The sequence below is a fragment of the Hymenobacter sp. DG25A genome, from assembly GCF_001280305.1.
Classification (GTDB): domain Bacteria; phylum Bacteroidota; class Bacteroidia; order Cytophagales; family Hymenobacteraceae; genus Hymenobacter.
Genome location: NZ_CP012623.1, coordinates 920,001 through 939,999, shown reverse-complemented (window position 1 = coordinate 939,999; position 19,999 = coordinate 920,001). Strand labels below are relative to the sequence as shown.

At 57.8% G+C, this 19,999-nt stretch carries 17 protein-coding genes; 15 read left to right on the top strand and 2 right to left on the bottom strand.

The features are described 5' to 3' along the window. Positions 1 to 21 precede the first annotated feature (21 nt). The gene (locus AM218_RS03955; RefSeq protein ID WP_054412044.1) at positions 22 to 555 is read left to right on the top strand and encodes a GNAT family N-acetyltransferase; all 534 of its coding nucleotides are present in this window, start codon (positions 22 to 24) and stop codon (positions 553 to 555) included. A gap of 89 nt (positions 556 to 644) precedes the next feature. Here the strand turns inward: AM218_RS03955 and AM218_RS03950 are convergent, their stop codons facing one another. Continuing rightward, on the bottom strand, positions 645 to 3,431 hold the full coding sequence (locus tag AM218_RS03950) for a TonB-dependent receptor (protein WP_082318055.1): 2,787 nt from the start codon (positions 3,429 to 3,431) through the stop codon (positions 645 to 647). A gap of 355 nt (positions 3,432 to 3,786) precedes the next feature. Between AM218_RS03950 and bioB the strand changes: the two genes are divergently transcribed. The 9 genes from bioB to AM218_RS03905 all read left to right on the top strand — a co-directional run bounded on the left by bioB (position 3,787) and on the right by AM218_RS03905 (position 13,626). Next, positions 3,787 to 4,791 carry a biotin synthase BioB gene (gene bioB, locus AM218_RS03945; RefSeq protein WP_054412040.1) on the top strand — a complete coding sequence of 335 codons (1,005 nt, stop codon included), beginning with the start codon at positions 3,787 to 3,789 and terminating at the stop codon, positions 4,789 to 4,791. Positions 4,792 to 4,956: 165 nt separating this feature from the next. After that, a complete protein-coding gene (locus AM218_RS03940) occupies positions 4,957 to 5,853 on the top strand; it encodes an alpha/beta hydrolase (RefSeq protein WP_054412038.1) in 897 nt (298 codons plus the stop codon). Between the two features lie 82 nt (positions 5,854 to 5,935). Next, a complete protein-coding gene (locus AM218_RS03935) occupies positions 5,936 to 7,075 on the top strand; it encodes an aminotransferase class I/II-fold pyridoxal phosphate-dependent enzyme (RefSeq protein WP_054412030.1) in 1,140 nt (379 codons plus the stop codon). A 25-nt stretch (positions 7,076 to 7,100) separates the two neighbouring features. After that, positions 7,101 to 7,622 (top strand): NADPH-dependent FMN reductase, encoded by a 522-nt coding sequence (locus tag AM218_RS03930; RefSeq protein WP_054412029.1) that lies wholly within the window; start codon positions 7,101 to 7,103, stop codon positions 7,620 to 7,622. Positions 7,623 to 7,679: 57 nt separating this feature from the next. Continuing rightward, positions 7,680 to 8,300, top strand: a complete 621-nt coding sequence (gene bioD / locus AM218_RS03925) for a dethiobiotin synthase (RefSeq protein ID WP_054412028.1) — start codon at positions 7,680 to 7,682, stop codon at positions 8,298 to 8,300. Positions 8,301 to 8,456: 156 nt separating this feature from the next. Next, positions 8,457 to 9,779: an adenosylmethionine--8-amino-7-oxononanoate transaminase gene (gene bioA, locus AM218_RS03920; protein WP_054412026.1), complete on the top strand. Its 1,323-nt coding sequence runs from the start codon at positions 8,457 to 8,459 to the stop codon at positions 9,777 to 9,779. After that, positions 9,772 to 10,944: a beta-ketoacyl synthase N-terminal-like domain-containing protein gene (locus AM218_RS03915; protein ID WP_054412024.1), complete on the top strand. Its 1,173-nt coding sequence runs from the start codon at positions 9,772 to 9,774 to the stop codon at positions 10,942 to 10,944. Before bioA ends, AM218_RS03915 begins: the two co-directional genes overlap by 8 nt. Before the next feature lie 137 nt (positions 10,945 to 11,081). Continuing rightward, on the top strand, positions 11,082 to 12,446 hold the full coding sequence (locus AM218_RS03910) for a M20/M25/M40 family metallo-hydrolase (protein WP_054412021.1): 1,365 nt from the start codon (positions 11,082 to 11,084) through the stop codon (positions 12,444 to 12,446). Positions 12,447 to 12,519: 73 nt separating this feature from the next. Further along, the gene (locus tag AM218_RS03905) at positions 12,520 to 13,626 is read left to right on the top strand and encodes an AI-2E family transporter (RefSeq protein WP_054412020.1); all 1,107 of its coding nucleotides are present in this window, start codon (positions 12,520 to 12,522) and stop codon (positions 13,624 to 13,626) included. On the opposite strand, the gene AM218_RS03900 is transcribed toward AM218_RS03905, so the two are convergent. After that, complete coding sequence (locus AM218_RS03900; RefSeq protein ID WP_054412019.1) at positions 13,623 to 14,798, bottom strand: MFS transporter; 1,176 nt, start codon at positions 14,796 to 14,798, stop codon at positions 13,623 to 13,625. The genes AM218_RS03905 and AM218_RS03900 overlap by 4 nt on opposite strands. 345 nt (positions 14,799 to 15,143) lie before the next feature. Here AM218_RS03900 and AM218_RS03895 point away from each other — a divergent pair, with 345 nt between their 5' ends. The 5 genes from AM218_RS03895 to AM218_RS17165 all read left to right on the top strand — a co-directional run bounded on the left by AM218_RS03895 (position 15,144) and on the right by AM218_RS17165 (position 19,881). Further along, positions 15,144 to 15,719 (top strand): GNAT family N-acetyltransferase, encoded by a 576-nt coding sequence (locus AM218_RS03895; protein ID WP_231717540.1) that lies wholly within the window; start codon positions 15,144 to 15,146, stop codon positions 15,717 to 15,719. Position 15,720: 1 nt separating this feature from the next. After that, positions 15,721 to 16,701, top strand: a complete 981-nt coding sequence (locus AM218_RS03890; RefSeq protein ID WP_054412017.1) for an MBL fold metallo-hydrolase — start codon at positions 15,721 to 15,723, stop codon at positions 16,699 to 16,701. 164 nt (positions 16,702 to 16,865) lie between these two features. Further along, entirely contained in the window at positions 16,866 to 17,408 is a 543-nt protein-coding gene (locus AM218_RS03885) for a hypothetical protein (protein WP_054412016.1), read from the top strand. A 24-nt stretch (positions 17,409 to 17,432) separates the two neighbouring features. Continuing rightward, the gene (locus AM218_RS03880) at positions 17,433 to 19,541 is read left to right on the top strand and encodes a glycoside hydrolase family 97 protein (RefSeq protein ID WP_054412015.1); all 2,109 of its coding nucleotides are present in this window, start codon (positions 17,433 to 17,435) and stop codon (positions 19,539 to 19,541) included. 157 nt (positions 19,542 to 19,698) lie between these two features. After that, positions 19,699 to 19,881: a GIY-YIG nuclease family protein gene (locus AM218_RS17165; protein WP_316937429.1), complete on the top strand. Its 183-nt coding sequence runs from the start codon at positions 19,699 to 19,701 to the stop codon at positions 19,879 to 19,881. Positions 19,882 to 19,999 lie beyond the last annotated feature (118 nt).

Below are 19,999 nucleotides of genomic sequence, written 5' to 3'. Positions count from 1 at the left end.
GGCGTTCTTCACTGAATTTCTATGAAAATCTTCGTCGAAACAGACCGCCTGATTATGCGCGAGCTGCTGCCGGCTGATGCGCCGGGCATGTTCGAGATGGACTCCGACCCTGAGGTACAACGATATCTTGGCAACAAGCCCGTGCTCACTATTGAGCAGAGCCGGGAGCTGATTGCCCTGGTGCGGCAGCAGTACGTTGATAACGGAATTGGCCGCTGGGCCGTGGTGGAGAAAGATACCGGCAACTTTGTGGGGTGGTCGGGGCTAAAGCTGATGGCAGGCCCCACCAATGGCCGCACCAACTATTATGACCTGGGCTACCGATTCCTGCGCCGCTACTGGGGCCAGGGCTATGCCACCGAAACGGCCCGTGCATCCGTGCAGTATGGTTTCAATGTCATGCAACTGCCATTGATTTGTGGCATTGCCGACGTGCAAAATCTGGCGTCTAATCAGGTGCTGCAAAAGGCGGGGCTACGTTTCCAGCAAACCTTCGATCTGGAAGGGGTGCCGCACCACTGGTACCAGCGGGAGCGGCTACCATTAATCCCCTAAATAGAAAAGAGGTCCGTGTCTTACCAGACACGGACCTCTTAATTTACTGCTGTTGCTAGTAAATCCCCATAAGGGTAGCATCACGCCGTTTACTTCACATTCACGAGCACACCCAGATACGCCAGCCGGCCGATTTGCGGGCCACCTATGATTTGGATGTTGTTAGTGTTGAACATGTTGGAAACTCCGGCCTGCAGCGTGGTAGCCAACTTGGGCACCGTGTAGCCCAGGTAGGCATCGGTGGTGCGGTAGGTATGTACCCGGCCGGTAGCGAAGGGCATTTCCTGCGTGTGGCCTTCCACCCAGCGGTAGTTCACGGAGTAGGTCAGGTTGTGCAGCACGGTGCCGCCCACGTTCAGGTTATACTTGTGCTTGGGCGTGTTGAAGAACGTACGGAAACCCGTGGGCAGGTTATCTCTTTCCAGCACGTTAAGGGAGTAGTTGCCGCCCAGGTTCAGGGCTTTGTTGAGGTAGTACGTCAGGCTGAACGTGGCACCCTGCGTACGCACTTCCTGCGCACTGTTGTAAGAAGCAAAGATAATGCGGGCCGGGGAGGCACTGGCATCAGTAAAGCCGGAAGCCAGGCCGGCATTTACCTGCTGGGGCGTGGGCCGCGTGCCATCCACATTGCCTACAAAGGCTACGCCCCCAATGAAGTCGTTGTACCGGCTACGGAAGTAGCTGGCATCCACATACACATTGGGCAGAATAGCTCCTTTGTAGCCTACTTCAAAGGTATTCACGCGCTCCAGGCGCAGCTTATCCAGTGACAGCTCGTAGCCCTGCAGGGACGTACCCGGCATGTACGGCTGACCGGCCGCATTGGTGAAGTTATACCCCTGGAAGCCATTGCCTACGTTGCCCAGCAGAATAAAGGAACCCACGTCGGAACGCAGGTACTGGTCCGTTTGCGAGGGGCTGCGGAACGCCTGGCCGTAGCTGGCGCGGAAGTTATGCTGCTTGCTTTCGCCGAGGGAATACACTGCCGAGGCGCGGGGCGAGAACGAAGCATCAAAGTTTTTGAAGAAATCGACGCGGCCGGCAAACGCCAGCTTCAGGCGCTCATCCAGCAGGGTTTGTGTCAGCTGGCTGTAGGCACCATATTCGTGGTTGGCAATGCGCTTGCCTTCCGTATCAGCAAACAGCTTGCCGTCCGAGCCCAGGCGGTACTCGCGGTAGGCGCCACCCACAATCAGGTCGGTACCGGCATCGGAAAGGTGGAAGCTGCGCTGCGCGCTGATGTCGTTCAGGAAGGAGTTAAAGTTCTGCTGCGCGCCGCGGCCCGGCTGGTCGTCGGTAGAAATCTTGTCGCGCAGGGTAGTAAAGCGGGCATCGGTGCTTTTCACCTGGGTAGCATCGGCGGCACCCTGAGCGGCGGCCTGGGCCTGCTCCACGCTCAGGTTAGCGGCGCGGGCCTGATTATAAGCCTGGTTATAGACGTAGAAGTACTGCTGGTAGTACTTCACGGAGCCACCTTCGGTAGTTGGCGAATTCAGAATCTGGGCGCTGAGCTGCGTTAGCTCATAGCTGTTGCCGGTAAAGTCCTCGGTGGAGTATGCCCGCAGAAAACCCTTAGAGTTCTTCAGCTCGGCGCGGTACTGGTTGGTGCCCAGGCCTTTAATTCGGAAGCGGCTCAGGTTCTGGTAGGTGGAGGTGCCCACGCCGCGCTTGGCTTCCAGGGTCAGCTTCAAGTCGTCCTTAATCAGGTAAGAAACGGCGCCCTGCAGGCGGTAGGAGCGGGTTTTCTGGTCCTTCCCAATGAGCTCCTGCTCTGTAAAGCCGGGCATATACACGGTTTTGCCGTACAGCTCGGGATTCACTTTATAGCCGAAGGCAGGGTTATCCTGGTAGGGCGTGTATACATTGCTCAGCTCCCCGTAGCGGTTTACGGCATCGTAACCGAGGGGTGAGCCGGCCGGGTTCACCGAGGAGCCGGCCGCGGCAAAGTTGCTGGCAATCCAGTCATTGGCTTCAAACGCGCTGGCATTAAGCTTGATAGCCCACTTCTCGCCCAGCTTTTTGGCGTAGCGCAGCTGCCCATCCAGCAGGTTTCGCTCGCCACCGCGCAGGCGCACGCTCAGCCCATCATACACGAAGGGGTCCTTGGAGTTAAAGAGAATTACACCGCTCAGGGCATTAGCCCCATACAGCGCCGAGGCCGGGCCGTGAATAATTTCGATGCTCTCCATGTCCAGCTCCGGAATACCAACGAGGTTGCCAGGGCTTAGATTCAGGGAAGGCAGGGCGGTATCCATGTAATCTACCAGCTGAATCACGCGCTCCGATTTAGCCGTGTTAAAGCCGCGCGTGCTAATGCTGGTGAACAGCATCGACGCCGAGTTAACATCGACGCCGGCCAGCTGGCCCAGGCCCGCCAGCACTTCCGGCGTGCTGATGCGCTCAATCTGCCGGCCCGAAACCTTGTCAATGGTTACCGGCGCGCGCAGGATGTTTTCCTCTACCCGCGAGGCCGAGACTACGGTTTCGTTCAGCAGGTTCACGCTGGGTGCCAGGGTAATGCTCAGCAGGTTATCGGCCTGCGGCAGCTGAATCACCTGAGATTCGTAGCCCACGTAGGCAATAACCAGCTCTATCGGACCTGCTTCAAAAGAAGCATTCAAACTGAACTTGCCTACCTGGTTGGTGCTGGTGCCAATGTAGGTGCCTTTGATGAAGACCGTGGCCCCGGGCAATGGTTCGCCGGTGTTAGTAAGCACGGTGCCGCCCAGGGTTCTTTCAGTGGGGTCGGGAATGGTAGTACTGGTTTTTGGCCTGGTGACCCGGAGGTGGGTCTTGCCGCCGCCGGTAGGCGCGGCAATAAGAGGTGAGGCTTGTAGCAGGGCAGCTACAAGCAAGGCGGAGTAACCTTGTTGCATGGGGCGGTGTGGTATTATAGATCAGTTCACTCCAAAGCTAGGTACAACTACATGCCTAACAATTTGAATTCGTCGAAAAGCCTTTACTGTTAGGCAAACCGGGAAAATCACTCGTTCAACCCGTCTGCACTGCCTCTTTTCAAGTAGTAGTGGCAGCCTTGATATTATATAACTATTTTAATATTCAATTAACGAAATGGCTTGATTGTTCAGTTGCCTCAAATTGGAGAAACGGCGGAATACGCCGGAGATAATCCGCTTCTCATGTATCTTGCCGCCCGCAGCTGCAATGGCCATCCAAAATTGCCGCCGTTAGCTCCTTTTCCACCCTCCTCACCGACCCCAGACACCCATCATGCTCCGTACCGACTGGACCCTCGACGAAGTAAAAGCCATTTATAACCAGCCTGTGCTGGAGCTGGTAACCCAGGCCGCCGCCATTCATGCCCAAACCCAGGCTACCGGCGAAGTTCAGGTATGCACGCTGTTGAGCGTGAAAACCGGCGGCTGTCCCGAGGACTGCGCCTACTGCCCCCAGGCCGCCCGCTACCACACCGGCGTGCAGGCTCATAAGCTCCTCCCCGATGCCGAAGTACTGGCCTCGGCCCAGCGCGCCAAAGACAGCGGCAGCACCCGTTTCTGCATGGGCGCCGCCTGGCGCGAAATCCGCGACAACCGCGACTTTGACCGGGTATTGGGCATGGTAGAGCAGGTAAACGGCTTGGGCCTGGAAGTGTGCTGCACCCTGGGCATGCTGAACGAATACCAGGCCGAGCGCCTGAAGCAGGCCGGCCTCTACGCCTACAACCACAACCTGGACACCAGCCGCGAGAAGTACGACGACATCATCACCACCCGCACCTACGATGACCGGCTAAACACGCTGGAGCACGTGCGCAAAGCCGGTATTTCGGTGTGCTCGGGCGGCATTATTGGCCTTGGCGAAACCGATGAGGACCGCATTGCCATGCTGCACACGCTGGCCACGCTGCCCTCCCACCCGGAGAGTGTGCCCGTGAATGCGCTGGTGCCGGTAGAAGGCACGCCCCTGGCCGACCAGCCCCGCGTGAGCGTGTGGGAAATGCTGCGCATGATTGCCACAGCCCGCATTCTGATGCCGAACACTATGGTACGTCTCTCGGCCGGCCGCCAGGAAATGCCCGTTACCGAGCAGGCCCTCTGCTTCCTGGCCGGCGCCAACTCCATCTTCTCCGGCGAAAAGCTCCTGACTACGCCCAACCCCGATTTCGACGCCGACAAGCAGATGTTCGCGCTGCTGGGCCTCAAGCCCCGCAAGTCGTTCAAAGACGTGCCGGAAGGTGCTATGGTGCTGGGCAAAGAGGCTTCGGTAGAAGCGTAGGCTCATGTTGTTGTAAAAAGGCCGTCCTGCTGAGCGCAGTCGAAGCATCTCGCTAGTGTGGTATACCACTGCAACTTTAGCCCGAGATGCTTCGACTGCGCTCAGCAGGACGGTTACTGTATAGGAGGCGTTTTTGCCCTTGCTAACAACCCATTTACTTTCCTCATGAACCAACTTCGCCTTCTGTTGCTGGCGCTGCTGCTTGCCTGTGCAGGCACCAGCTACGCCGCCAAAGTAGATACCCTGGCTATTCCCAGCGCGGTAATGCACAAAGCCTACCGCGCCAACGTAGTGCTGCCAGCCGCCTACGCCAAGCAGAAGAAGGCCAATTTCCCGGTGCTATACCTGCTACACGGCGCCTACGGTCACTTTTCTGATTGGCTGGCCAAAACGCCCGACCGGCAGCTGGTGCACCGCCTGGCCGATCAATATAACCTCATCATTGTAATGCCCGAGGGGGAAACCTTTGGGTGGTACATCGACAGCCCCGTCAACAAGGAAAGTCAGTTTGAGACCTATATCACGCAGGAAGTCATTCAGAAAGTAGACCAGACCTACCGCACCGTGCGCGACCGGAAAGGCCGGGTGATTACGGGCCTCTCCATGGGGGGCCACGGCGCGCTGTACCTTTCAGCCCGGCACCCCGATTTATTTTGTGCGGCCGGCAGCATGAGCGGAGCCGTAGACATTAACACGGCCAAATGGAAGCTCAATCCGGAAGACGCTAAAAATACCGCCGCCCGGTTTGAGCCCATTTTAGGCCCCGCTGGAGCTTCTCCGGAAAACTATTTGACCAGTTACATGGTGCTACCGCTGGTTGATAAGCTGAAAGCCAATGGCCTTCCGCTTATTATTGATTGTGGGGTGGATGATTTTCTGATCAATACCAACCGTGAGCTACACCAGCGCCTGGTATACAACGGCACTCCGCACGACTACACCGAGCGGCCCGGCGGCCATACCTGGGAATACTGGCAAAACTCCTTACCCTACCACGTGTTATTTCTGCACCAGGTGCTGCAGGCCAATGCGGTTACCATTCCTTCAACCGCGCGTCAGTAGTCCACCATTTTCTGGTTTACTCCAAAAAGGACTGGGCATTCCCGTCCTTTTTTGTTGCTAAGCATCCCGAATAGCTTTCCCCATGCCTCTCTCCCTGCCGCTCCACCAACGCCTGGCCGCTCAGCTCGCACAGCGCGAAGCAGCGGGTACGCGCCGCCATCTCACAGTATCGGCAGGTGATTTGGCAGATTTCAGCTCCAATGACTACCTGGGCCTGAGTCAGCACCCATCCGTGCAGTCCGCGGTGCAACGGGCCGCGACTGAGCCCGCTGGCAGCACCGGCTCCCGCCTCCTCACCGGCAACTCCGCCGCCGCTGAAGCCCTGGAAACCATGCTGGCGCAATTTCACCGCGCCGAAGCTGCGCTGCTGTTCAACTCCGGGTACGGAGCAAATTTGGGTTTCTTTACCGCCGTACCTCGGCGCGGTGACACCATTTTGTATGATGAAGCTTCACACGCCTCGGTAAAAGACGGCATCCGGGGCTCCTTTGCTACCGCCTGGAGCTTCCGCCACAACGACCTCCCGGATCTGGAGAAAAAGCTGGCGCGCGCAACGGGCGCCGTATTCGTGGCCGTGGAGGCGTTATATTCCATGGATGGCGACATGGCCCCGCTCCCGGAGCTGGCCGCCTTTTGCCAACAGCACGGGCTGTATCTGGTAGTAGATGAAGCGCATTCCAACGGCATTTACGGGCCGCAAGGCGAAGGCCTTGTTGTAGAACTAGGGCTGGAAGAAGCAGTTTTTGCCCGCATCCTCACGTTTGGCAAAGCACTCGGCAGCCAGGGCGCTGCCATTGCCGGCCCCGCCGTACTGCGCGACTATCTGCTGAATTTCAGTCGGCCGTTTATCTACACCACGGCCCTGCCCCCACTAACGGTAGCCGGGCTTTTGGCGGCCTATGCGGTCCTGCCAACGCTTTCCGCTGAGCGCCAGCAATTGTTTGCGCTTTCCGACTACCTGAAAACAGCCCTCAATGCCGTGGCAGGCCTGCGGATACCCCAGGAAAGCCACGTGATTCATCCGGTGTTTTTTACCGATAATCCCGGCCCGGCCCGCGTGCGGAAAATTGCGGATCAGGCGCAGCAAGCCGGCTTTGATGTACGCGCCATTGTGTCGCCCACCGTTCCTACTGGCACCGAGCGGCTGCGCTTAATTGTGCATTCATTTAATACGGAGGCAGAGATTGACGGGCTGGCAGCAGTTATCAATAAGCAGATATAAGGAGCAAACGTCAACGCTGAAGATTATGAAAAATCTGCTGGCAATCTGTGGAAGCGCAAGTCAAAATTCCTCCAACCTGGCCGTCCTACAGGCAATAAAGTCATACCTGCCACCACAGTATTCGCTGGATATTATGGAAGAACTGGAGGAGCTGCCGCACTTTGTGCCCGCTCAAACCGACCGCCTGACGCCAGCCGCCGTCGTTGCCTTCCGTCAGGCTGTTAGCGAGGCAGCAGGGGTTATCATTTGCACACCCGAATACATTTTCAGCATTCCGGCGCGGCTGAAAAACGCTTTAGAATGGTGTGTATCCACTACCGTTTTCACTGATAAGCCCGTCGCTCTACTAACAGCCTCCGCCAATGGCCTGCGGGGCCACGAAGAACTAGGGTTGATTATGAAAACCATTGGGGCGCATTATACCGACGATACCATGCTGCTGATTCAGGGAATAAAAGGAAAAGTAAATCAGCAGGGAGAAATAATTGATGAAATCACTCAGACTCAGCTGCGTCATATCACCAGCTCCTTTCTGACTTTACTGTAAACTCCCACCTCGCTGTAGGCTACTAACACGTAACTCCATTTCACAATTTCACCCCCCTTGGAACGTCTTTTCATCACCGGCATCGGCACCGATGTCGGCAAAACCGTAGCCTCAGCCGTCTTAACGGAAGCTTTGCAGGCTGATTACTGGAAACCGGTACAGGCCGGGCTGGAACCTACTACTGATACCGGCACGGTTCGCCGCCTGGTGCAAAACCCAGTCAGCAAGTTCTGGCCGGAGCGTTTTCGGCTGCAGCTGCCGGCCTCGCCCCACGCCGCTGCGGCCGCGGAAGGTCTCACCCTTCAACCTGCCGATTTCCAGCTACCGGACACCACGAACCACCTGATAGTAGAAGGCGCCGGCGGCTTACTGGTACCTCTGGCGCCCGGCTTTCTGATGGCCGATTTACTGCAGCAGTTTGGACTGGAAACCGTGGTGGTTTCGCGCAATTATCTGGGCAGCATCAACCACACCCTACTCACGGTTGAAGCGCTGCAATTGCGCGGCGTACGGGTGCGGGGCCTCCTATTCAACGGCGAGCCAAACCCGGCCACCGAAGACTTTATCAGCCAGCACACCGGCCTGCCCATTATGCCCCGGCTCCTACCGGAGTCCAACATTTCGGCGGCGGTGGTAAGCCGCTACGCGGTGGAATTCCGGGAGTGGTTTAGAAAGTAGCGCGAAGCTCCGGCTTCGGGTACGAGCAACGCGAGTTCCTACGCGTAGGCCCAACATCAGCATATGCCTGCTACTCGCTCTGCTCGTGCGCGAAGCCGGAGCTGCGCGCTACTGGCGCTTCCGGTTACCTTTGTCGCCGACTTCTGTTTACCCCCTATGCCAACGCTTGCTGAACGGGACCACGCCGTACTGTGGCACCCTTACACCCAGATGCAGACTGCCCCCCTGCCCGTGCCCATTGTGCGCGGCGAAGGCAGCTGGCTGATTGCTGAAGATGGCACCCGCTACCTGGATGGTATTTCCTCCTGGTGGGTGAACCTGCACGGGCACGCCCACCCGCACATTGCCCGGCGCGTGAGTGAGCAACTCAACACCCTGGAGCACGTGTTGTTTGCCGGTTTTACGCACCCCACCGCCGTGGAGCTAGCCGAGCAGCTGCTGGAGCTTCTTCCCCGGAATCAGGCCCGGGTCTTTTATTCCGATAATGGCTCTACCGCGGTGGAAGTGGCCCTGAAAATGGTGCTGCAATTCTTCCACAACCAGGGCCAGCCGGAGCGCCGCACTTTCCTCTGCTTCCGCGACTCCTACCACGGCGACACCTTCGGGGCCATGGCCGTGAGCAGCCGCGGGGCCTTCACGCAGCCGTTCTGGCCGTTGCTCTTCGATGTAGAGTTTATAGATGTGCCCACCGTCGGCCGCGAGGCAGAAGTGCTGGCTCAGCTGGATGCAGCCCTCGCCCGCCCGGAAGTAGCCGGCTTTATCTTCGAGCCACTGGTGCTGGGAACCGCGGGTATGGTGATGTACGCGCCGGAGATACTGAGCGAGATGCTGCGCCGCTGCCATCAGCACGGGGTGCTTTGTATTGCCGATGAGGTGATGACGGGCTTTGGCCGCACCGGTCCGCTGTTCGCCAGTGAGCTGCTCACGGAGCAGCCCGATATGATGTGCTTTTCCAAAGGCCTTACCGGCGGCACCTTAGCCATGGGTCTCACCACCTGCGCCGCGCCCATCTACGCCGCTTTCCTGAGCGACGACAAGATGAAGGCCCTTTTCCACGGCCACTCCTACACCGCCAACCCCATAGCCTGCGCCGCCGCCCTGGCCAGCCTGGAATTAACCCGTGCCGACGAATGCACGGCCCAGCGCCAGCGCATTGCCGCCGCACACGCCGCTTTCCGCCAGGAAATAGACGGGGAACCCGGCATCCGGCAGGTACGCCAGCAGGGCACCATTCTGGCCGTGGAGTACGACCCCGGCGAAGGCACCAGCTACTTCAGCCGCCTCCGCGACACCTTCTACCAACTGGCCATCGACAGCCATGTGGTGCTGCGCCCGTTGGGCAATGTAGTGTACCTGCTGCCGCCCTACTGCACCACCAACGAGGAACTGGAGCTGCTGTACGCGGTGCTGCGCCGCATGCGGGAGCTGGTATTAAACCATGTTCCGGCCACCAACCTGCCCGAGTACCTGCATGACTGATTTCCGCATTGTCATCCGGGGCCGGGGCCGCATTTCGGCGCTGGGTACTGATGCGTTAGCCGCGTTTCCGGGGCCGGCTTTCCAGCTTAACGCCGCCGCTGGTTTACCCGTGGCGGTGCTGCCCGAGGCGGCAGAAGCCACCCTGCAGGCCTTGCGCAGCAGTCGCCCCGCCTACCGTGCTCTGGACCGCAGCGTGCTCCTGGCTTTGCAGGCCGCCGGGCAAGCCGTGCAGCAGGCGGGTTGGACGGAGGAAAACCGCCTCCCCACCGCCGTTAGCCTGGGTTCCTCCCGCGGTGCTACTGAGCGGCTGGAAGCCTTCCATGCCGAGTTTTTACGCACGGGCCTGCCACCTACTCCTACCTCCCCGCTCACCACGCTGGGCAACGTGGCCAGCTGGGTAGCCGACAGCCTGGGCGCTACCGGCGGCGCCATTAGCCATAGCAGCACGTGCAGCACAGCACTGCAGGCCTTGGGCAATGCTATGGCGTGGCTGCGCGCCGGCTTGGTGCCCCGCTTTATAGCGGGCGGCACCGAGGCCCCGCTCACGCCCTTCACGCTGGCCCAAATGCAGGCCTTGGGCATCTACTCCGGGGCATCGGCTGATGCGTTTCCGTGCCGGCCCGGGGCGGGCGGGGCCTCTACTTTTGTATTGGGGGAAGGCGCCGCTGTATTTGCACTGGAAGCCGTACCTACTTCTGAGGTGGAGCCGGGCAGCCTGGTGCTGGAAAGCGTAGGGTTTGGGTTTGAGGCCACCGGCACCAAAACCGGCCTTACACCCAACGGTCAGCATTTTCAGCATGCCATGCGGCAAGCCCTGGCTTTGGCGGGGCGCACTACCGTTGAGGTAGATTTAGTCGTGCTGCACAGTCCGGGAACTACCGCGGGTGATGCTGCAGAGCGCCGGGCCCTGGAGGAAGTATTCGGCCCTAATCTGCCGGCCTGCACCTCCAATAAATGGCTGGTAGGCCACACGCTGGGTGCTTCCGGCGCCCTCAGCCTGGATTTTGCCCTGCAAATGCTGGAGGGCCGCTTTGCGCCGGAGCCGCTGCCATTTTCCAGTTGGCTGAATGAGCAACCGGCCTCGGCAAGGATTCGGCGGGTGCTGGTGAATGCCGCCGGCTTTGGCGGTAACGCGGCCTGCGCTCTGGTTTCAGTGGCCGGGTAAAAAGCCTTCTTCCGCAGGCAGCGCATATCCGGGTTCTTCCGTGTTTTTACTCGCCGGTGACTTTCTGCTTTCAACAGGAAAGCAGCACGCTTTGAAATTTGTATAGCAAGAAATGAATTCCGGTTTTACCTTGCTGTATGAAGCTATTCCACTTACTGTTGCCGGTTTCTGTTTTATTGCCGCTCTCGCTGGCTGCCCAAACCGCAACCCCTGCTACCACCGCTGATCCGCTCATCCAGAAAATGGTGGGCGAGGTTTCGGCCAAAAACCTGGAGGCAGACATCCGCAAGCTGGTATCCTTTGGCACGCGCCATACACTGTCGGACACCAAAAGCAAAAAGCGCGGCATTGGCGCGTCCCGGCGCTGGGTAGAAGACGAGTTTAAGCGCTACAGTAAAGCCAGCGGCGGCCGCCTGCAGGTTACCCAGGATACCTTCACCATTAAGCCCGATGGTCGTCGCATCAGCCGCCCGGTGCTCATGGCCAATGTGATGGCTACACTGCCCGGCACTGACCCCACGGATACGCGGGTTATCATTGTGAGCGGGCATATCGACTCTCGGGTTTCGGATGTGATGAATGCTACCGCCGACGCGCCTGGGGCCAACGACGACGGTTCCGGCACGGTAGCCGTGATGGAGTTGGCCCGGATTATGTCGAAGGAAAAGTTTCCCTGCACCCTGGTGTTTGTGGCCGTGCAGGGCGAAGAGCAAGGACTTTATGGCTCTACGCACATGGCCGGGCGGGCTAAAAAGGAGGGCTGGAACCTCATAGCCATGCTCAATAATGATATTATGGGCAACTCCACCGGCCACGACCCCGAAATTAAAGACGCCACCCACCTGCGCGTGTTCAGCGAAGGGGTGCCCGCCAACGAAACGCCCGAGCAGGCCAAGCTGCGCCGCACGCTCAGCAACGAAAACGACTCCCCGTCCCGGGGCCTGGCCCGCTACGCCCAAACCGTAGCCAAGCAGTACCTGCCCCAGCATGAGGTGGTGCTAATATACCGCCCCGACCGTTTCCTGCGCGGCGGCGACCATACGCCGTTTAACCAGCTGGGCTTCACGGCCGTGCGTTTCACGGAAATGAATGAGGACTTCACGCACCAGCACCAGGACCTGCGCACCGAAAACGGCCGCGCTTACGGCGACACGCCCGAAGGCGTAGACTACGACTACCTGCGGAAAAATACGGGCGTAAACCTCTCTACCATGGCCTCGCTGGCACTGGCTCCGGCCGCTCCGGAAAACGTGGGCGTCCTTACCGCCGACCTCACCAACCACACCCAGCTGCAGTGGGAGGCTCCTAAACTGGGCGAGCGGCCCGCCGGCTACTACGTGCTGATGCGCGAAACTAATGCGCCGCAGTGGCAGCAGAAGTTCTTCGTAACCGACACCAAAGCCGACCTGCCCCACAGCAAGGACAACTACATCTTCGGGGTGGTATCGGTTGATGCTGAAGGCCACGAAAGCCTGCCCGGCCTGCCGAAGCCCGTGCGGTAAACTCCCCAACGGAGGACACGCGCCGGGCAGCCCGGCGCTGCCCCACCGCTATCAGCCTGCCCCTCGCCTCTTAATGCAAGACTCCTCCAAACCCCAGTATCCCCTTTACATTAAAGCGCCGCTGGTGATGCTGGGGTTGGCGTTGTTCGTTTTTACGCTGCACCTGGCCGGCAACATTATATTTCCGCTGCTGTTTGCCGCCATTTTTGCCATTTTGCTCCACCCCATCGAGCAGTTCCTGGTTCGGCACAAAGTACCGCAGCTGCTGGCCATCACCATCACGGTGGTGTTGGGCATGGCGGCCCTGCTGGCCCTGTTGTATTTCATCTACATCGAAGCCATTCAGCTCGGCGACCAGTGGCCCCAGTTTAAGGCCAAGCTGCTGCAGACAGCCCAGGAATTCCAGGTCTGGCTGGCGGCGCATTTTGGCATTTCCAATCAGCGTCTGATGGGCTGGCTGCGCGAGGCCGGCAACCGGGCTACGTCCATGGCCGGCGTAGTGGTTACGGCGGTTTCGGGGCTGCTGCTGGTGGCCACGCTGGTGCCGGTCTACGTCTTCCTGCTGATGCTGTACAAGCAGCGCCTCATTGAGTTTCTGACGCAGGTTTTTTCCGGCCGGCGTCAGGACACGAATGTGGCCGAGGTTCTGCGCGAAAGCAAAGCTACCATTCAGAGCTACATGGTTGGGTTGCTGATTGAAGCCAGCATTGTGGCCACGTTCAACACCGTGGCCTTGCTCATCATTGGCGTACCCTATGCCCTGTTGCTGGGGGTAGTGGGGGCGCTGTTGAATTTCATTCCCTACATCGGTGGGCTGGTGGCGGTAGCGCTGCCCATGCTTATGGCCTTTATCAGTACCGATGGCTATGGCTCCGTGCTGGCGGTTTTAGTAGCCTATCTGGTTATTCAATTCATCGATAACCACTACCTGATTCCGCGCATTGTGGCCTCCAAAGTGAAGGTAAATGCGCTGGTGGCCATTGTAGGCGTGCTGGTGGGCAATGCCGTTGGGGGCGTGGCGGGCATGTTTCTGGCCCTGCCGGTTATTGCTATCCTGAAAATCATCTTCGATCGGATTGAGCCTCTGAAACCCTGGGGGATGCTGCTGGGCGACGAAGAAAGCACCCGCACACGCTGGAAAAAGTCCCGGAATTCAGTAGCCCCGCGGCAGGATGGCTAGCCTTCCAACGGCAGCGGCACCGGCTCCAGCTCTTCCTTGCTATTCGACATACCAACGGTGAGCAGGCCGATGGTAGCGCCCATCAAAGCCACAAAAGCAAAGGAAAGCCGCAGGCTGGAAATCTGAGCCAGCAAGCCAATGAGGGGCGGGCCGGCCAGGAAACCAAAGAACCCCACGGTAGACACCAGCGCCAGCGCTATGCCCGGCGACATGCCCTTCACGCGCCCGGCTGCGCTGTAGGTAAGGGGAATAACCGACGACGTACCAAAACCCACCAGCAGAAAGCCCAGCAGCGCCGTGGGCAAACCCGGAAACAGCACCGCTGTGAGCAGGCCCAGGCAGATCAGCGCACTGCTGAGCTGAAGCACCCGCGCCACGCCCAGGTGGCTGGTGAGGTAGTCGGAGCCGAAGCGACCGAGGGCCATGGTGCTCATAAAGGCCACGTAGCCGCTGGTTACCCAGGCTTTATCGGCGTGCACCACCTGCTGGAAATACACCCCGCTCCAATCAAACATACAGCCTTCGCAAAGCAGCCCAAACAAGGCAATGAGGCCCAATCGGAGCAGATAGCCATCGGGCATGCGCAACACCAGGCCGGTGCCCTCCGCGTGCTCCGTTGATTGTGGTAAACTGCCGCGCACTACCAAAAGCAGCAGTACCAGTGCAGCGCTGATACCGGCAAAATGCACCAGCGGGGTTTGCTGCCAGCCCACCAGCCACGCGCCTACCACGCCACCCACAAAGCCGGCCAGGCTCCAGAGACCATGAAAGGAGCCCATAATTACCTTTTCGCCGTAGCCCTTCTGCACTTCCAGGGCCTGGGCATTTACGGAGATATTCAGCAGGTTGCCGCCACTGCCAAACAGCACCAGGCCGGCCGCCAGCGTCCAGGCGGTGGGAGCCCAGCCCAGCAGCGGCAGGGAAAGGGCATACATGGCCGCCGCAATTTGCACTACGCGGCGGCTGCCGTAGGTATCAACCAGCCAGCCGGCCAGCGGCAGCGCCGCTACCGAGCCCACCGGCATGGCCAGCAGCAGCTGCCCCAGCTGCCCTTCAGAAAGGCCCAGGTACAGGCGAATATCCGGAATACGGGAGGCCCAGCTGGCAAAGCACAGGCCGCTCAGAAAAAAAAGCGCGCTAACAGCAGCACGGCTCCTTTGAGGAGTTGTCATAAAAAACGAGGATGCAAGGCCGTGGGAATTTTAGCGAAGCGCCTCCTGGGTTAGAAAAAACAGCTGCAAGTTACGGCAAAGCCCGGCGCGGGTTGTGTAAGGGAGATGATAAGTAAGCCCGTCATGTCGAGCATGTGGCGCATCAAGCCAGGGACCGAGACATCTCGCGTGCTGAGGTTGCCATACTATCTGTCATCCTGAGCCGGCGAAGGACCTTCTCACGGCTGAACGACTAGCGTAACAACGACTCGTTCTAGCGTGATAAGGCCCTTCGCCGGCTCAGCATGACAGGCGAAGCGGGAGAGATGCTTCGGCAGGCTCAGCATGACCGGTTCTTTTTAGGACGTGCTTTTTCCCAACAACCTCAGCACGCGAGATGCTTCGCCTTCGGCTCTGCATGACGTTAAGGCGTTTTCCGATGGGCACGTTTGCATCCTGCCCACCATCATCCCAATTTGCGCCGCCCATTCACTCTCAGCCGTTATGATTTTCCGCGAAGCGCAGGTAGATGATATTCCACAGATTATGACGGTGCGGCTGGCGGTGCGGGAAAACCGGCTTTCCGACCCCAGTCGGGTAACGGCGCAGGATTGTGAGGACTACCTCAAGCGGCGTGGCAAAGGCTGGGTGTGCGAGGTAGCCGGCCAGGTGGTGGGCTTTGCCATTGCTGATTTGCAGGACCACAATATCTGGGCGCTGTTCATCGACCCGGAATTTGCCGCGCAGGGCATTGGCAAACGCCTGCACGATATGATGCTGGATTGGTATTTCCGCCAAACCGCCGAACCCGTCTGGCTCAGCACCGGCCCCAGCACCCGCGCCGAGGAATTCTACCGCTGCCAGGGTTGGCAGGAAACCGGCCGCACCCAGAGCGGAGAAGTACGGTTTGAGATGCGCACTTGGCCAAGCCATACCTTGTAGAATGCAAGTGAAACCCGTCGTGCGCTTTCCAGCCCTGCTTCTCTTCCTTGTGCTGCCTTTCCTCACCCATAACGCCCATGCTCAAGCCAGCAGCCCCCATGCTTTTACCGTAGTGCCGCTGGGCGTGAAAGGCGGCCTCGACGAAAGCAACCTCTCCACCTATCTGGTGGCCCCCACCGGCTCTAACGCCTACGTCTGCCTCGATGCGGGCAGCCTGCAGCAGGGCATTGAAAAAGCCATTGCCAACAAGGTCTTCGCAACTTCTCTCGATACAGTACTTCGGCAATACATCCGCGCCTACCTGCTCTCCCACGCCCACCTCGACCATGTGGCCGGCCTGCTGCTTCATGCTCCCGATGATGCCCCTAAGCCTATTTATGCGCTGCCGGAGTGCATTGCCACGTTGCAAGCCAGCTATTTCAACTGGCAGGCTTGGCCGAATTTTGGGAACGAGGGGGCTAAACCGGCCTTGGGCAAATACCAGTATCAGCGGTTGGTGCCCGGCCAGGAAACCGCCCAGGCCGGCACCGGCATGAGCGTTCGGGCCTTCCCCTTAAGCCATGCTGCCCCCCACCAAAGCGCAGCTTTTTTGCTGAAAAGCCAGAACAGCTACCTGTTGTACCTGGGTGATACGGGCGCGGATAAGCTGGAAAAAACCCACAGCTTGCGGGCGCTCTGGCAGACAATTCAGCCGCTGGTGGTTTCCCGCCAGCTCAAAGCCATTTTCATTGAGGTTTCTTACCCGAACGAGCAGCCTGCCAATCAGCTTTTCGGCCACCTGACGCCTACTTTGTTGCTGCAGGAATTGGCGGTGCTTGGTCAGCTTACCGGCGCGGAAGCGTTGCGGGGTCTTCCGGTTGTTATTACCCACATTAAGCCTACGGCGGGCAATGAAGCGGCCATTAAGAAGCAATTAGATGACGCAAATAAGCTGCAGGTGAAGTTTGTATTTCCGGAGCAGGGGGAGCGGCTGGAGTTTTAATTCTATGGTTTAATACGACCTACGACCTTAGAAACCATTTTGAAAAATTTTCACTCTGTCACCTGCTTTAACGAACCGGTCCGACGAAACCCGGGTATCACACATTGAATCAATAGCAGGATTTATTTAAAGCAAATCAAAATAAAATCTTCTTTTAACTACCTATGATATATTCAAAAACTAGAATAATTGCCTTTATATTTTATATAATATTATTAGCTAGTGCAGTTGTTATCACAATAATATTTTCCGTATTAATTAACGAACATTCATCAACTCAAAAATCGTATTTAGCACCCGCATTATTTTGCCTTTTAGCCGCTGCATTAGCCATATATAGTTTTTTAATTTCTATTAATTCAATTCAAATTGACACCCAAAAAGGTATTATTGTCATCAATAAGTATTTTACAATAAAAACAATTATAAACTCCGGAAATAGCTTAGGCTATAAATCGCATACCCATCAAACCAGATTTAACAGTTATCGAACATTTTTTATACAAACTACAGACGGCACACAATACAGCCTTAATGAATTCCAAATAAAAAACTTCGACCTTATTAAGGAAAATCTCTCTGCCATAATTCCCTACAACGAGGACTTAGATAAAAAAATTTGGCTCCCGGGCGACAAAAGCTCAGCTTGGCTCACGGCTGTACTAATAGCCTTTATCCATTTAACAGTGACCATTTTAGAAATTTAGGCTTTGCACAAAATCAACCGAACCATGAGATTTATATATCCTCTTTTTCTTCTTGGGGCATATCTGGCTGAAGTTCCGGCCCAAGCCCAAACCGTCCACTCCCCTTCCAACAAGCTCACGCTGAATTTCCGCCTGAGCCCGAGCGGGGAGCCGACTTACCAGCTGCAATTCGGCACGAAACCCGTGCTGAAGCCCAGCAAGCTGGGCATGTTGCTGCAGGGCCAGCCGGGCATGGATCAGGGCTTTACTATTGCCCAGACGGATTCCAGTCAGCACGATGATACCTGGACGCCGGTGTGGGGCGAGGTGAAGCAAATCCGCAACCGCTACAAGGAGCTGGCCATCACGCTGGCGCAGGCGGGCCAGGGCGGGCACCGCATGGTGGTGCGCTTCCGCCTCTATGATGACGGCCTGGGCTTCCGCTATGAGTTTCCCGAGCAGCCCGGCCTCACCTACTTCACGGTGCAGCAGGAGAAAACGGAGTTCAACCTCAGCGGCAACCACAAAACCTTCTGGATTCCCGGCGACTACGACTCCAACGAGTACACCTATAAAACCACGCGCCTGAGCGAGATAGATGCCGCCGATGTTACACCCATCCAGGAAAAATCGGCGGCGGACCGCGTGCAGACACCCCTCATGATGAAGGCCGACGACGGGCTGTACCTCAACATTCACGAGGCGGCGCTGGTGAACTACCCGGCCATGATGCTGACCGTAAACCGGCAGACCTTTGGCCTCACCAGTACCCTGGTGCCCAGCGTTACGGGTGCCGCCGCCTATCTGCAAACGCCTGAGCACACGCCCTGGCGCACCATTGTGGTGAGCAACAATGCCCCCGAGGTGCTGGCCAGCAAGCTCATCCTGAACCTCAACGAGCCCACCAAGCTCACCGACACCGGCTGGATTAAGCCCCAGAAAATGGTGGGCGTGTGGTGGGAAATGCACGTCAATAAATCGAGCTGGAACTACTCCGATACCGGCAACCTCAAGCTGGCTGACACCAACTGGAGCCAGCTGAAGCCCAACGGCCACCACGGCGCCAACACTGCCAACGTGAAGCGCTACATCGATTTTGCTGCCAAACACGGCCTGCAAAGCGTGCTGGTAGAAGGCTGGAACGTGGGCTGGGAAGACTGGGCCGGCAACTGGAAAGAAGAGGTGTTCGACTTTGTGACCCCCTACCCCGACTTTAATGTGGCGGAGCTGCAGCAATATGCCGCCAGCAAGGGCATTAAGCTCATCATGCACCACGAAACTTCCGGCTCCGTGACCAACTACGAGCGCCGCCAGGATGAGGCTTTGCGCTTTATGAAGGCGCACGGCTACGATGCCGTGAAAACCGGCTACGTGGGCCGCATTATCCCGCGCGGGGAGCACCACGATGGCCAGTGGATGGTAAACCACTACAACCGCACCGCCGACCACATGGCCCGCCAGCAGATTATGGTAGACATGCACGAATCGGTGCGGCCTACGGGTATGCACCGCACCTACCCCAACTGGCTGGCCAATGAGGCCGCCCGCGGCAACGAGTTCAACGCCTGGAGCGAGGGCAACCCGCCCGAGCACGAAACCATTCTGCCCTTCACCCGCCTCATGGGCGGCCCCATGGACTATACGCCCGGCATCTTCCAGATTCAGCTGGAAAGCTGGAACCCCGAGCGCAATAAAGGCCGGCAGGTGCACACCACCCTCACCAAGCAGCTGGCCCTGTACGTAACCATGTACAGCCCCCTGCAAATGGCCGCCGACCTGCCCGAAGCCTACGAAAAGCACCCCGACGCCTTCCAGTTCATTAAAGATGTAGCTGTGGATTGGGACGACACCCGAATCCTGGCCGCCGAGCCCGGCGACTTTCTCACCATAGCCCGCCAGGCCAAAGGCAAAGACGAGTGGTACCTCGGCGCCATCACCGATGAAAATGCCCGCAACCAAACCGTGAAGCTGGACTTCCTGAAACCCGGCCAGCGCTACGAAGCCACCATCTACGCCGACGGCAAAGGCGCTTCCTGGGACAAAAACCCCATGGCCTACCAGATTCGGAAGCTGAAGGTGAACAGCAAATCAGCGCTGAAGCTGCAACTGGCCGCGGGTGGCGGAACGGCAGTGAGTATTAAGCCGGTGAAGTAGTTTAGAGCACTAAAATAGAACGTCATGCTGAGCGCAGCCGAAGCATCTCGCGTGCTGAGGTTGTGGTGCTAATCAATAGTTACCACACTAGCGAGATGCTTCGGCTACGCTCAGCATGACCGTTTTACATTATCAGTTCTGAAAAAGTAAAGCCTTTATGTACGTCTATATTCTTACCAACCCTATTCGAACTGTGCTCTATATTGGAATGACTAATGACCTGCAGCGTCGGTTGGAAGAACATAACACAGGATTGGGAGAGGCAGGTAAATTTACCGGGCGCTACCAGACTAATCTGTTGACTATTTCGAACTGTGCGCTGACCCAATACAGGCAATAGCACGGGAGAAACAATTGAAGGGATGGGTTCGGGCCATGAAAGAAGCATTAATTCAGGATTTCAACCAAACATGGGTAGCTATTGATCCACTAATCTGGCAAGGATGATATAGTGCAAC

Bases quoted from the DNA above. Each gene is read 5' to 3' on its own strand.
- AM218_RS03955 (WP_054412044.1), top strand. From the start codon at position 22: ATGAAAATCTTCGTCGAAACAGACCGCCTGATTATGCGCGAGCTGCTG.
- AM218_RS03950 (WP_082318055.1), bottom strand. From the start codon at position 3,431: ATGCAACAAGGTTACTCCGCCTTGCTTGTAGCTGCCCTGCTACAAGCC.
- bioB (WP_054412040.1), top strand. From the start codon at position 3,787: ATGCTCCGTACCGACTGGACCCTCGACGAAGTAAAAGCCATTTATAAC.
- AM218_RS03940 (WP_054412038.1), top strand. From the start codon at position 4,957: ATGAACCAACTTCGCCTTCTGTTGCTGGCGCTGCTGCTTGCCTGTGCA.
- AM218_RS03935 (WP_054412030.1), top strand. From the start codon at position 5,936: ATGCCTCTCTCCCTGCCGCTCCACCAACGCCTGGCCGCTCAGCTCGCA.
- AM218_RS03930 (WP_054412029.1), top strand. From the start codon at position 7,101: ATGAAAAATCTGCTGGCAATCTGTGGAAGCGCAAGTCAAAATTCCTCC.
- bioA (WP_054412026.1), top strand. From the start codon at position 8,457: ATGCCAACGCTTGCTGAACGGGACCACGCCGTACTGTGGCACCCTTAC.
- AM218_RS03915 (WP_054412024.1), top strand. From the start codon at position 9,772: ATGACTGATTTCCGCATTGTCATCCGGGGCCGGGGCCGCATTTCGGCG.
- AM218_RS03910 (WP_054412021.1), top strand. From the start codon at position 11,082: ATGAAGCTATTCCACTTACTGTTGCCGGTTTCTGTTTTATTGCCGCTC.
- AM218_RS03905 (WP_054412020.1), top strand. From the start codon at position 12,520: ATGCAAGACTCCTCCAAACCCCAGTATCCCCTTTACATTAAAGCGCCG.
- AM218_RS03900 (WP_054412019.1), bottom strand. From the start codon at position 14,798: ATGACAACTCCTCAAAGGAGCCGTGCTGCTGTTAGCGCGCTTTTTTTT.
- AM218_RS03890 (WP_054412017.1), top strand. From the start codon at position 15,721: ATGCAAGTGAAACCCGTCGTGCGCTTTCCAGCCCTGCTTCTCTTCCTT.
- AM218_RS03885 (WP_054412016.1), top strand. From the start codon at position 16,866: ATGATATATTCAAAAACTAGAATAATTGCCTTTATATTTTATATAATA.
- AM218_RS03880 (WP_054412015.1), top strand. From the start codon at position 17,433: ATGAGATTTATATATCCTCTTTTTCTTCTTGGGGCATATCTGGCTGAA.
- AM218_RS17165 (WP_316937429.1), top strand. From the start codon at position 19,699: ATGTACGTCTATATTCTTACCAACCCTATTCGAACTGTGCTCTATATT.